At 50.1% G+C, this 12,601-nt stretch carries 12 protein-coding genes; 7 read left to right on the forward strand and 5 right to left on the reverse strand.

What is annotated here, in order from left to right:
• A partial coding sequence (locus KDK13_RS08265) for a DNA gyrase subunit A (protein ID WP_306671046.1) occupies positions 1-974 on the reverse strand: 974 nt, incomplete at its 3' end.
• Positions 975-1,357: 383 nt separating this feature from the next.
• Here KDK13_RS08265 and KDK13_RS08270 point away from each other — a divergent pair.
• From KDK13_RS08270 to KDK13_RS08290, 5 genes are all read left to right on the forward strand, one after another.
• Positions 1,358-1,747, forward strand: coding sequence for a hypothetical protein (locus KDK13_RS08270; protein WP_257284505.1), 390 nt, complete (start codon positions 1,358-1,360; stop codon positions 1,745-1,747).
• A 233-nt stretch (positions 1,748-1,980) separates the two neighbouring features.
• Positions 1,981-2,694 (forward strand): bifunctional 2-polyprenyl-6-hydroxyphenol methylase/3-demethylubiquinol 3-O-methyltransferase UbiG, encoded by a 714-nt coding sequence (ubiG, locus tag KDK13_RS08275; RefSeq protein ID WP_306671048.1) that lies wholly within the window; start codon positions 1,981-1,983, stop codon positions 2,692-2,694.
• 28 nt (positions 2,695-2,722) lie between these two features.
• Positions 2,723-3,433 carry an HAD family hydrolase gene (locus tag KDK13_RS08280; RefSeq protein ID WP_257284507.1) on the forward strand — a complete coding sequence of 237 codons (711 nt, stop codon included), beginning with the start codon at positions 2,723-2,725 and terminating at the stop codon, positions 3,431-3,433.
• Between the two features lie 57 nt (positions 3,434-3,490).
• Positions 3,491-4,234, forward strand: coding sequence for a YciK family oxidoreductase (locus tag KDK13_RS08285; RefSeq protein ID WP_257284508.1), 744 nt, complete (start codon positions 3,491-3,493; stop codon positions 4,232-4,234).
• 239 nt (positions 4,235-4,473) lie between these two features.
• The gene (locus KDK13_RS08290; RefSeq protein ID WP_257284509.1) at positions 4,474-6,129 is read left to right on the forward strand and encodes an HAD family acid phosphatase; all 1,656 of its coding nucleotides are present in this window, start codon (positions 4,474-4,476) and stop codon (positions 6,127-6,129) included.
• A 46-nt stretch (positions 6,130-6,175) separates the two neighbouring features.
• On the opposite strand, the gene cydC is transcribed toward KDK13_RS08290, so the two are convergent.
• Both cydC and cydD read right to left on the reverse strand, forming a co-directional pair.
• Positions 6,176-7,870, reverse strand: coding sequence for a cysteine/glutathione ABC transporter ATP-binding protein/permease CydC (gene cydC / locus KDK13_RS08295; protein WP_257284510.1), 1,695 nt, complete (start codon positions 7,868-7,870; stop codon positions 6,176-6,178).
• On the reverse strand, positions 7,863-9,686 hold the full coding sequence (gene cydD / locus KDK13_RS08300; RefSeq protein WP_257284511.1) for a cysteine/glutathione ABC transporter permease/ATP-binding protein CydD: 1,824 nt from the start codon (positions 9,684-9,686) through the stop codon (positions 7,863-7,865). Before cydD ends, cydC begins: the two co-directional genes overlap by 8 nt.
• A 188-nt stretch (positions 9,687-9,874) precedes the next feature.
• Between cydD and trmJ the strand changes: the two genes are divergently transcribed.
• The gene (gene trmJ / locus KDK13_RS08305; RefSeq protein ID WP_257284512.1) at positions 9,875-10,621 is read left to right on the forward strand and encodes a tRNA (cytosine(32)/uridine(32)-2'-O)-methyltransferase TrmJ; all 747 of its coding nucleotides are present in this window, start codon (positions 9,875-9,877) and stop codon (positions 10,619-10,621) included.
• On the forward strand, positions 10,614-11,060 hold the full coding sequence (locus tag KDK13_RS08310; protein WP_257284513.1) for a GNAT family N-acetyltransferase: 447 nt from the start codon (positions 10,614-10,616) through the stop codon (positions 11,058-11,060). Before trmJ ends, KDK13_RS08310 begins: the two co-directional genes overlap by 8 nt.
• Here KDK13_RS08310 and KDK13_RS08315 read toward each other — a convergent pair.
• Positions 11,028-11,735, reverse strand: coding sequence for a pseudouridine synthase (locus tag KDK13_RS08315; protein WP_257284514.1), 708 nt, complete (start codon positions 11,733-11,735; stop codon positions 11,028-11,030). The two genes, KDK13_RS08310 and KDK13_RS08315, sit on opposite strands and share 33 nt — an antisense overlap.
• A gap of 7 nt (positions 11,736-11,742) precedes the next feature.
• Positions 11,743-12,546 (reverse strand): nucleoside triphosphate pyrophosphohydrolase, encoded by an 804-nt coding sequence (mazG, locus tag KDK13_RS08320; RefSeq protein WP_257284515.1) that lies wholly within the window; start codon positions 12,544-12,546, stop codon positions 11,743-11,745.
• Positions 12,547-12,601: the final 55 nt, after the last annotated feature.

Below are 12,601 nucleotides of genomic sequence, written 5' to 3' on the forward strand. Positions count from 1 at the left end.
TGGGTCTGGGCATACAGGTTATTGAGCACCACCTCGGCATTTTCACCACGGCGAAGCTCGATAACCACACGCAGGCCGTCTTTGTCAGACTCATCGCGCAGCTCGGAAATACCCTCAATCTTGCGGTCTTTTACCAGCTCGGCAATCTTCTCAATAAGCCGTGCCTTATTCAGCTGATAAGGTATCTCGGTAACGATAATGGTGCTTTTGTTTTTCTTTTCATCGTGCTCGATATCGGCCCTGGCACGAATGTAGATGCGACCACGACCGGAGCGATAGGCCTGAAGGATACCAGCCCGACCATTGATAATCGCTGCGGTAGGGAAGTCTGGCCCCGGGATGTACTCCATCAGGTCATCAACCGTCAGCGCTTCATCGTCCAGAAGCGCCAGACAGCCATTCACCACCTCGGTCATATTGTGAGGCGGGATATTGGTGGCCATGCCCACCGCGATACCGGCGGAGCCATTCACCAGCAGGTTAGGGACACGGGTGGGTAAAACGGCAGGAATCTGCTCTGTGCCATCGTAGTTAGGCACATAGTCTACGGTTTCCTTGTCGAGATCCGCCAGCAACTGATGGGCGATCTTGTCCATCCGGATTTCCGTATAACGCATCGCTGCGGCGGAGTCACCGTCAATGGAGCCGAAGTTACCCTGACCGTCCACCAGCATGTAGCGCAGGGAAAATGGCTGCGCCATCCGGACAATGGTGTCATAGACCGCAGAGTCGCCGTGAGGATGGTATTTACCGATCACATCCCCGACCACACGGGCAGATTTTTTGTAGGGTTTGTTCCAGTCGTTGCCCAATTCGCTCATGGCGAACAATACGCGCCGGTGCACGGGCTTAAGCCCGTCACGTACGTCAGGCAGGGCACGACCAACGATGACACTCATGGCGTAGTCCAGATAGGACTGCTTGAGTTCATCTTCAATATTTACCGGGAGAATCTCTTTGGCAATTTCAGTCATGGAAACCCAGTCGTCCTTTTGCTTACGGCCAACAGATAGCGGTCAGCATCCATTCCAGTTCTGTGGATCAGGATACCGATAATAAGGTCTTATCCAAACAGAAAAAATGCCCTTTCCCAGAGCATCTTAATGGAATGATCGCCTAAGGTAATTGATTTTCAAAACCGCAATGTTACCACAATTCATGCCTTATTCGCGAGATACATCAACCACTTTGGGAATATGTTTTTTGCCTGTCCACCAGTGGCACTGGGCGGCTGACCGCTTTCAGGAAAAACGTCAAAAAAGTGCCGACAGAGTAAACCTGTGTTTTTTCCTGAACCGGTCTAGATTTGAAGTAAGCAATGACGCTTGGCACTTAAACTCAACAAAGGATTGTTAGCATGATATTAAACGCTCAACACATCAAACAAGCAGGTCTGGACCCGAACAAATTTCAGAAAGTTCTTGAGGAAGGAGAAGACTACGCAAGCTCTTTGCCACCCAAAGTAAAGATTGCATGTTTTAATGGGCTACGGTCTGTCAAAGACAAAGAACTGTTGAAAAACTATGTCAATTTACTATCTGAAGCAATTAACAAGGGTACAAAAATAGACGAAAATCAGAAAATACAACTTGCCCAGCGTGCTCTTGAGAAGGCTGAGGCGGTATGTAACAAAACAAAACCAACTAAAACAGTGCCTGCTGAAAAAAATGAGCCTATTGTTGTAGCAACCAAACCAAGCAAAGCAGTAAAGCTGGACCCCAGTCGCCTCAAACCCTTCGAAAATTAACAGCGTTGACTATTGACAGACAAACGTCTCAATAACGAAACCTCCATAAGGCTGTACTTGAAGGTTCAGCCTTACCTCTTCCTGATCACATTAACCTCATCACTAACGTTCAATTTCTCACTCCCAGAACTCAACACTGTGGTCGGCTGCAGGATTAACGGTATAATCCACACCTATAACAACCCTGACTGCTTCAATCACACTGCTTTGACGGACCAGAACCCATGCCCGACATGCGCTCAGCCCAAAATGTGGACCTCGGAGAAATCGCCAAATTTGAACAACTGGCCAGCCGCTGGTGGGACCCGGACAGTGAATTCAGGCCGCTTCATGAGATCAACCCCCTGCGCCTGAATTATATTGATGAACGTGTCGGACTGGCCGGCAAACAGGTGGTGGATATTGGCTGCGGCGGCGGCATCCTGAGTGAGTCCATGGCGCAACGGGGTGCCCGGGTCACCGGCATTGATATGGGCGAAGCCCCCCTGTCTGTTGCCCGCCTGCACAGCATGGAAAGTGGCGTTGAGGTCAACTATCGCCGAATCACCGCTGAAGAACTGGCCGAAGAGATGCCCGGCCAGTTTGATGTAGTTACCTGCCTGGAAATGCTGGAACACGTCCCCGATCCAGCGTCCGTCATCAACGCCTGCAGCAAACTCCTGAAACCGGGTGGACAGATCTTTTTTGCCACCATCAACCGCAACCCGAAGTCATTCCTTTTTGCCATCGTCGGCGCGGAATACATCCTCAAACTGCTGCCCAAAGGCACCCATGAACACAACAAGTTTATCAAGCCCAGCGAGTTAAGTCGGGACATGAGAAAAGCCGGGCTCACTGTTCATGACATGACCGGGATGACCTACAACCCTTTGACCAGAGTCTACCGGCTCAACCCGAAAGACGTAGACGTCAATTACCTGATTTATGGTGCAAAGCCAGCCTCCTGACCACCGACTGATACAACCAAGAGTAACGATGATGACAGCCATTGAAGGCGTTTTTTTTGATCTGGACGGCACCCTGCTGGACACCGCAGAGGATTTTGTGATTACCGTGAATCAAATGCTGGCTGATCACCAGCACCCGGCGATGGATAGCCATTTGATCCGGCAGAATGTTTCTGCAGGCTCTCGGGCGCTGATGAAGCTTGCCTTCAATCTTGCGCCCGGTGATGAGCTGGAACAGAAAAGGGCCCTGTTTCTGCAATACTATGACCGGCATATCCAGGACCAAAGTCGTTCATCCTTCGCCCGACCCTACCCTGGCATAGAATCACTGATCGAAGCACTTGAGCACCGTGATATTGCCTGGGGTATTGTCACCAATAAACCCAGACCCTATGCCCTCTCATTGATCCGGCAAATTGGCCTGCTTGAGCGCAGTCATGCCATTGTCTGCCCGGAGGATGTCAAAAAGCCGAAACCAGACCCGGAAGCACTCTTTCTTGCCTGCCGACAGTCCGGTAGTTCACCACAGTTCAGCGTCTATATTGGCGACCATCTTCGTGATATCGAAGCTGGAAAAGAGGCAGGCATGATCACCGTTGCTGCGCATTATGGCTACATTGCTGAAGGAGACGATCCCACGCAGTGGTGTGCAGACCTGAATATCGACAATGTACAGCAGCTGCATCGCTGGTTTGAACAGCACAACTGGCAAATCATCAAAGACAAATCTCATGCTTGACAGACTTTCTGACACCTGACAATAGCTCAGCAAACTAAAAAACCAGGGAGTAATATTATGTTTACCTACCAGGCTCCGAAAGACCTGCTGAAGGATAAAGTCATACTGGTAACCGGGTCTGGCAGTGGTATTGGCCGGGTCGCCGCCCTCACTTATGCCCGCCACGGTGCCACCGTCATTCTCCTGGGCAGAAATACTAAAAAACTGGAAGCGGTGTACGATGAAATCGAACTCAATCAATGGCCACAGCCAGCCATTTACCCACTAAATCTGGAAAGTGCTGGTGATATCGATTTCATTAATCTTGCAGAAACCATTGAGAACGAATTCGGTCGGCTTGACGGTCTGTTACACAACGCCAGCCTGCTTGGTGAGCTGAAACCCATCAGCCAGTTTCCAACAGAAACCTGGCTGCGAATCATGCAGGTGAATCTGAATTCCGCCTTTATGATGACCCGGGAGCTGCTGCCCATTCTCCGCCTGTCAGAAAAAGCATCGGTGATTTTTACCTCGTCCGGAGTTGGTCACCGGGGACGGGCCCACTGGGGAGCCTATAGCGTGTCAAAATTTGCCACCGAGGGCCTGATGCAAATTTTAGCGGACGAGGAGGACGGTATCAGTTCTGTGCGTGCCAACAGCATCAATCCTGGCGGTACCCGTACGGCAATGAGAGCTTCTGCCTTTCCAGGGGAAGACCCGGAAAAACTGCCAACGCCAGAAGACATTATGCCGGTTTATCTTTACCTGATGGGGGACGAAAGCCAGGAAATCAATGCCCAGGCTTTTCATGCCCAGCAGTAAAAATGCCTCCAACTGCCCTGACTGAAAGCCAGGGCATCAAACGACTGTCTTATCGACAGTGTCAATAAAAAAGAACTTATTCGTCATTAAACTGAGAGCAAACGCTTCCATATACTTTATGCCTTTTCGTCTATTCTGATGCGGTCACTATTACCACAAATAGAATTATCACAATCAGAATCATGAAAACTCGGCGCCCTACGAAAAAAAAAGTAGAAAAGAAAGTACATAAGAAAGTTTTGGCTGCTTTATTACTTTCACCATTACTCAGTTCACAATCATTCCCTGCAAATAGCTTTGATCAGAAAGATTTAAACAATGAGGTTATCATTGCCGCAAACTGGCAACAGCATTCAGGAGAATATGCCGCTTACTTTTACCAGAGTTTCAACAGCGCGACGGATCAACTGGAAGCTATTTTGAAAAGGATACCTGAAAGTAAAAAGCCTGCAATAATTACTGATATTGATGATACGCTGATATCCGGCACCCCTTATTTTACCAGTATGGTTGACACGAATGAATCCCGGAGCATTGAACGATCAAGGTTCTGGTGGAATCATCAAGAAGCCGAGGCCCTGCCAGGATCCGTTGACTTCCTGAAAAAAGCCAATAGCCTGGGCATTGAAATATTCTATATCAGCGGCCGTTTCAACGATGTAAAAGCCATTACTATCAATAAACTCAAGCAATTGGGTTATCCGGTCAGCAGTGAAAATCACGTCATTCTACAAGAAGAAAGGAACGTTACCCTCAGTAAGGAGGACAAACGACAGCACATCATAAAAGCGGGCTACCACCCAATCATGCTATTTGGTGACCAGCTGGAGGATCTCGGTGAAGTCGATAAAGGTCTTTATCCTGAAAAGAAAAAGTGGGTAAGTCAGCATCAGGATAAACTTGGCACCCAATGGTTTATTCTGCCAAACACCGTTTACGGATTCTGGGAAGAAGCGATCAGCAAAGACTACCGGACACTGAGTCCTGAAGAAAAACACAGGGTCCGAATACAGGAGGTTAACGACAAAGAGTTACCCGTACCTGTTCCCGAGAGCTACTGGCAGCACATTATAATGGCTGATCTCTGGATCAGGAAATCTGCAGATTTCAATGCCACCGCCCTTCAGACCTATAACCTTGCCAGCAAGGCCCTTGAAGCCCCCGAAAACCGCCATGCCAATAATCCGGCGATTGTTGTTGATATTGACGGCACGCTAATAGACTACCCTCCGTTTCATTTAGCTCCACCACTTTGTAAAACATTTACTGAACCTGAAGAGAAGATGAGGAACTATGAAAAGCAGCTTGAAGCTACCTCTATTCCCGGAGCCAGGGAGTTTTTAAACAAAGCGGCCGCACTGGGTTATGAAATCTTTTATTTAACGGCCCGGGAACACTCTTCCGGCCGATCAGGCCATAAGGGCGATGTAGAAAGCCTCACCTTGAAACAGCTTGTTTACAATGGCTTCCCCAAAGTTACCCGGACTAACCTGTTGAACCGCTCCAAATACTGCCCAGTCAATAAAAAAAGCTGTGACAAAGAACACCAGCGAAAAGCCATCACATCCGGCAGGATCAATGGAAAAAAATATGATGTCAGACTGTTTGTCGGTGACCTTCTTGATGATTTTGATTTAAAAGAAAAAGGTTTGTCACCTTTTGACCGGGCTTCTGTTGAAAAAACCAAAAGCTTTTACGGAAGACGGTATTTTATTATTCCCAACCCAGTTAATAAAACCTGGATGTGGCATTACTATTCAGGCGTTGCAGGAAAAGATATTTGCCGGTTGAGTGAACAGGAACGTTCTGAGATTCGCAAAAGTTTAATAGAAGACTGGCCTGAAAAAGACCTGTACAAGTCAGTACAGCACCAGGACCTATTGACGTTTCGTTAACCAGCCCTGCTGAGCACACAACAAAATATCAACAGCCCAAGGTATCTCATCTCAGATTGATCAGACTGCCATTTTCCATTCGGAAGACCTGATCCATCTTTGCCAGGGAAGTTTTCTTATGTGTGATCATAATGATGGTACTGTCTTTGAATTGACGCAAAACCGTACCCATAAGCGCCTGTTCACTCTGAACATCCAGCCCTTCACCCGGCTCATCCATCACCAGTATGGGCGCTGGTTTCAGCATAGCCCGGGCAATAGCCAGACGACGCTGCTCTCCACCGGATAATGCAATGCCGCCTTGTCCCAGCCAAATATCCAGCAATTCATCACCGTTTTCCCTGGCAGCGGCAAGCCCGTCCAGACCTGAATCTTGAACGACGGATAAAAGTTGATCATCACTTGCCGCTGGCGCAGCCAACAACAGATTCTCCCTGAGCGTCGCACTGAAAACATGGGTTTTCTGAGGCACAAACGTTATCGCCCGGTAAAGAGCCTGTTCTGAAAATCCCTGAATCACCTGCCCATCCAGTAAAATCACGCCACCCTTAGGCTCCAGCCCACGGCTCAACAACTTGATTAGCGTTGATTTACCGCATCCGGTTTTGCCAAGCAGGGCAACACGGCAGCCAGCAGGAATGTGCAGGGATAGCTTATTAATGACTGGCGGGGTATTGGCATAGCTGTTATTGGCATAGCAACAAGACACCTCCCTAAACTGAACCTCACCCCTTAATACTTCTGCGGACGCCTCCTCTGGAAATACAACCACCGGTGAGTCCACCACCTGACGCAAACGGCTGGCCGCATGTCGCGTATGGCTGAAAAACTGAAAGGCAACGGGAAGCGGCATCAGCGCTTCAAAACTGGCCAGCATCCCAAACACCATCATCACCATGACCGGCCCACTGAACAGGCCTGTGCTCATCTCACCACTGGCAATATACAATACCAGTAATGTCGCCGCACCGGAGCCGGAAACAAACAGGGCTGAGCCGAACCCTTCCATCACTGCCATTCGGGACTGGTCAGCAATCAGTTTTTTTTCCGATTCAGCCATCGTGGCGCGGCTATTGGCATCACTGCCATAGATCTGCTGTTCCGCCATACCCTGCAGATAATCCAGCACCTCCTGTCGCAAGCGCGCCTGCCTGACACCCATTGATTCCCCGGTCCTGCGACCCAGCACATAAAACAGCAGGGGCATGGCGATAATCCAGAGCATCATCACCAGCAATACCACCATTGCCACCGTAGTACTGAAAAAGGCGATAAACAGTGAAAACAACAGGGCAACAGTGACCGCAGACAGTAATGGGCTGACCAACCTCAGATAGAGCTGATCCAATGCGTCAATATCAGCCACCAGCCGATCAAGCAGCTCCCCCTTACGATACTGTCCCAGCTGCTCCTGGGAGATGGGAATCAATTTACTGAAAAACCAGCTGCGCAGGCCTGACAACAACCGGAAAGTAGCATCATGGCTCACCAGGCGTTCTGCATAGCGAGCCGCTGTACGGGCTATGGAAAACCCTCGAACACCTGCTCCCGGGGTAAAGAAGTTAAAGCTCTGGGCTGTGGCAAAGGTCAGTCCGGCAATGGCTGTAGCGGTAATAAACCAGCCAGACAGTGAAAGCAGGCTGAGACTCGCCAGTAAGGTAACTATCGCCAGCAAGACGCCCAATGACAACAACCCCAAGTGTTGACGATACAATTTCAGAAAAGGCCACAGGTCATTCATCGTCCATACTCCCGCTGTTCATGTGGATGAACTGCTGATACAGAGAACTTTCCCTGGCCAGCGTTGCCGGAGAGCCGTCAGCCACCAGCCTTCCTTTTTCCAGCATCAATATCTGATCCATGACATTGAGCTGGCTGATTCGATGGGTAATGGTGATCACAGTGCATTCATCCGGTATGGCATCCAGGGCGTCCAGCACCAGGCGCTCACTGACTGAATCCAGGCTGGCTGTCGGTTCATCCAGAATTAAAAACCGTACCGGCAGCACCAGGGCCCTTGCCAGGGCAATCCGCTGGGCCTGACCAACCGACAGGTTACCGCCCTGCTCCTTAAGTACACTGTCCAGTCCATCGGGCAGGTTAGCCAGAATGTCCATCCCCTGTGCCCTGGCCAGCGCTTCAAGGCACTGCTCACGGGAAACAACTTGCCCAAAGGCCTCTCTGCCAAAAACAATATTGTCATAAACGGAACCGTGGATGATCAGTGGCTGCTGCCCCAGCCAGGCAATCTCGTTGCGCCAGCTTTCAAGCTGAGTATCTGCGAGGGATTGCCCCCCTATTTTTATCTCGCCCTGATAGTTGCAGAAACCCATTAGCGTATTAATCAACGTTGTTTTACCGGCCCCGCTACTGCCAATAATACCGACACGACTTCCTGGCTCAATTTTAAAAGACAGACGTTCCAGTAAAAGATGATGCTTATTTGCTGATTCATCGGTCGATTCTGTGCCAGCAGCAGACCTTGTGGGTGCCGAAACGGATAGTTCTTTTACTTCCAGGGTCAGCGGCATGGCTTGTGGTAAAGACAACCCGCCACGGTGCGCCTCCGGTTCCTCCCGTGATAATACGTCCAGAATCTCTTCCGTCGCACCTACCGCTTTGGCTTTGGCATGGTAGTAAACTCCCAGCTCACGCAATGGCTGATAGTATTCAGGAGCCAGCAACAGCAGAAACAGTCCGGTATACAGCGTGACTTCGCCACCAAAGGTAATGTGACCAAGAAAACTCATCCCCAAAAATACCGCCACAAGGGCAATGGACACCGACGCAAAAAACTCCAGCACCGTGGATGACAGAAAAGCCAGGCGGAGTACCTGCATGGTTTTTATCCGAAAGTCTTCACTGGCATCGGCCAACTGTGTTTGTGCAAAACGGGTTCGCTGAAACAGTTTGAGCGTTTCCAGCCCTTGTAGCCGATCAAGAAAGAAGCCCCCCAAACGAGAGAGTGCCTGAAAGTTTTTCCGGTTGGCCTGGGCGGCTTTCATGCCTACAAGGACCATAAAAAAAGGAATCAGTGGTGCCGTTCCCAGGAAAATAATGCCGACCACCCAACTTTGGGGAAAAGCAACCACCAGCATAATAGCCGGTATCATCACTGCCAGAGCCAGCTGGGGCAGGTATTTGGCAATAAACTCCTGGAGCTCTTCCACCTGTTCAACCACTACTGCCGACCAGCTGCCTGCAGGCCGCTCACCAATAACCAGGGGGCCAAGACGGCGTAACTTATCCAGCAGCAGCTGACGCACTGCTACCCGAACACAGGCTCCCGCCCGGAAACCGCAAAACTCACGCCCCCAGGCACAGGCTCCACGGACCACAACCAGCAGCAGAACCCAGAGAAAATCGTCCGTTAAACCCTCCCGGGTTGCATCCTCAATGACCAACTGATAAATCATGCCTGCCATGATCGAAGCCTGAATAATCAGCAAGACTCCATTGAGCAAACCCAGAACCATGGAGGTAAGCAGCCATTGCCGGGCCGGCCTCATCTGCCTTAACAACCAGCGATAGGCCTGCTTTTGCGTACTTTGACTCATCTTTTGATTGTATTTCCCGGGCTACTGAAGACGTGGAGTGCATTGTACATAACTCGATTGGCACTCACCACGAGCATACAGGCTGGTTTTCAGGTACTTACCCCCCCTATAATTACGAGCCAGATTCACTATGTGGTTCAAAGCTGTCTGACAGAACAGCTTCTTCAGTAATTTAACCATTGGTCACCATGCTTCAGAATATTCGCATCATTCTTATCAATACGTTTCACCCCGGCAACATAGGCTCCGCAGCCCGGGCCATGAAAACCATGGGGCTGAGTGACCTCTGCCTGGTGACCCCCCAGCGATTTCCGGCACCGGAGGCGGACTCAATGGCGGCCGGGGCGCTGGATGTGCTTGAGAATGCCCGGGTATTCAACACCCTGGATGAAGCCATTGCCGATTGCTCCCTGGTCATTGGCACCAGCGCCAGAACACGCACCCACTCTTTTTCACGCCCCATGCTGGGGGCTGAATCATGCGCTGAAAAACTGCTTTCAGAATCCCGCCAGTCCCCTGTTGCCCTGGTATTTGGCCAGGAAACCATGGGCCTTACCAACAGCGAACTGGAAAGATGCCACTTTCATACCAGCATTGATGCGAATCCGGAGTATCCGGTACTTAATGTTGCCTCGGCCATTCAGATCCTCTGTTACGAGATCTTCAAAGCTTCGCTGAAAAAAAAGAACGGCTGGCATGGTGAAAAACCGGAACAGGAATACCCTCTGAATCAGGAGCTGGAAAAGTTTTATGAACACCTGGAATCCACACTGACAGACATCGATTTTATTATTCAACAACATCCGGGACTGGTCATGACACGGCTTCGTCGCTTTTTCAACCGTGCCCGCCCCGAAGCCAAAGAGTTGAATATGTTGCGGGGCATTCTTGGAGCCGCCCAGAAAACATCCGGAAAAAACAGCAATAATGACTGAGCCCGCTTCACTCTCCGTTGAGGAGCTCAACCCGATCGCCTTTCCGCTGGTTAACCGTTTTTTTAAAGAAAATGGACATAAAGGAAAAGCATCGGGTAATGAGCGGGTCTGGGTCGCCCGCTGTCCGAAGGAAAAGATTGTCGCTGGCCTCAGGGCCAGTCCAAAATCCGGGGGTTATCTTCTGAGAAGCGTCCAGGTGGCCAGAGATGCCCAAAGAAAGGGTATTGGCTCGTTTTTTTTGAGGGCAGCACTGAATGACCTCAACACTATCAACTGCTGGTGCTATCCCTTCGCTCACCTTGAGTATTTTTACCAGGGAGCAGGCTTTTTCAAGCCGGAGCCGGACAGTGTCCCCCCTGATATCCTGGATCCATACCTGAGGTACCGACAACAGGGACACACTTTCTTATTGATGGCCCGTTGCCCGAAGCAGGCCTGAAATTTCTTCGTCCAGAAGCCATCGATGCTGATTCGGTTCGATACCGTCCAGCAGCAAGTTCACCATACGAATGCGCTGTAGATCCATTACCCGATAACCCAGCGCCTGACACATCCGCCGTATCTGACGATTCAACCCCTGGGTCAAAATAATCCGAAAGGCATGACTGGCTGCCTTCCCTATGCGACAGGGCTTTGTGGTTACATCACCATAGCTGACACCTGCCGCCATCGACAAAAGAAACGCCTCAGTGACTGGCTTATCGACAGTCACCAGGTATTCTTTTTCATGGTAATAATCCGGATGTAGCAATGTCTGGCATAACTCGCCATGGTTGGTCAGCAACATTAAACCATGGGAGTCTTTATCCAGCCTGCCAACGGGGAAAACACGCATATTTCCATTCAGCACAGGTAAGTGGTGAATAATGCTGGCTGGATTCCCGACATCACAAATGGAGTCAACGCCGATCGGCTTGTTGTAAAGAAAATATATTTTTGCGGTTGCTGATTTCAGCTCCCGGCCATCAACCGTTACACAGTCACTGTCGGTTACTCGATCAATATGCAATCCTGGCCGGTTATTGACCAGCACACGATCACTGTCAATCAGTCGTGAGGCCTGACGCCGCGAGCAACAACCAGCATCAGCAATGAATTTGGCAAGACGAATCATCAGCAGATTACTTACACTGCTGCCAGTAGCTTTCCATCTCTTCCAGCGTCAACTGTTCAAAACATTCCTCATGTTCTGCGGCAAGGGCCTCCATTTTCCTGAACCGACCAGCAAATTTGCAGCAGGCTTTGCGCAATGCCATATCGGCATCAACACCAAGGTGCCTGGCAAGATTGACACAGGCAAATAACAGGTCACCCACCTCTTCCGCAATCCGCTCCCGGCTTTCGCTTCTGGCTTCACGGATTTCATCCAGCTCTTCGTGAATCTTGTCAAACACCGGCTCCGGTTCTGGCCAGTCAAACCCCACCCTTGCTGCTGCCGCCTGAATCTTTTCGGCACGCTGCAAGGTTGGCAACATGACCGGCAAATCATCAGGCATAGCGGAGTGACTCTTTTTCAGCCCTTTCTGCTTTTTTTCTTCAGCCTTTATTTCCTGCCACTTTTGTTTGACTTGTTCAGGCGTCAGCTTCTGGCCAACAGCAAACGACTCAAGGCTACCATCAGGAAAGACATGAGGGTGTCGACGCAACAACTTTGCCAATAACCCTTCGCTGATATCGGAAAAGTCAAAAAAGCCGCTCTCCCTGGCCATCTGGGCATGAAAAATCACCTGGAATAACAGGTCACCCAGTTCTTCCCTGAGGTTGTCGTAATCTTCCCGCTCAATGGCATCGGCGACTTCACAGGCCTCTTCCAATGTGTAGGGGGCAATGGTGGCAAAGGTCTGTTTCTGATCCCATGGACAACCATGTTCTCTGTCTCTGAGTCTGGCCATCAAAATAATCAGATCATCAATGGAATGTGACAAACCAGACTCCTGCAGGTGTTTAAGTGCTTTAAATAAGATGGTGTTCCCACGCAGG

The organism is Endozoicomonas sp. SESOKO1 (genome assembly GCF_024606265.1).
Lineage (GTDB): Bacteria > Pseudomonadota > Gammaproteobacteria > Pseudomonadales > Endozoicomonadaceae > Endozoicomonas.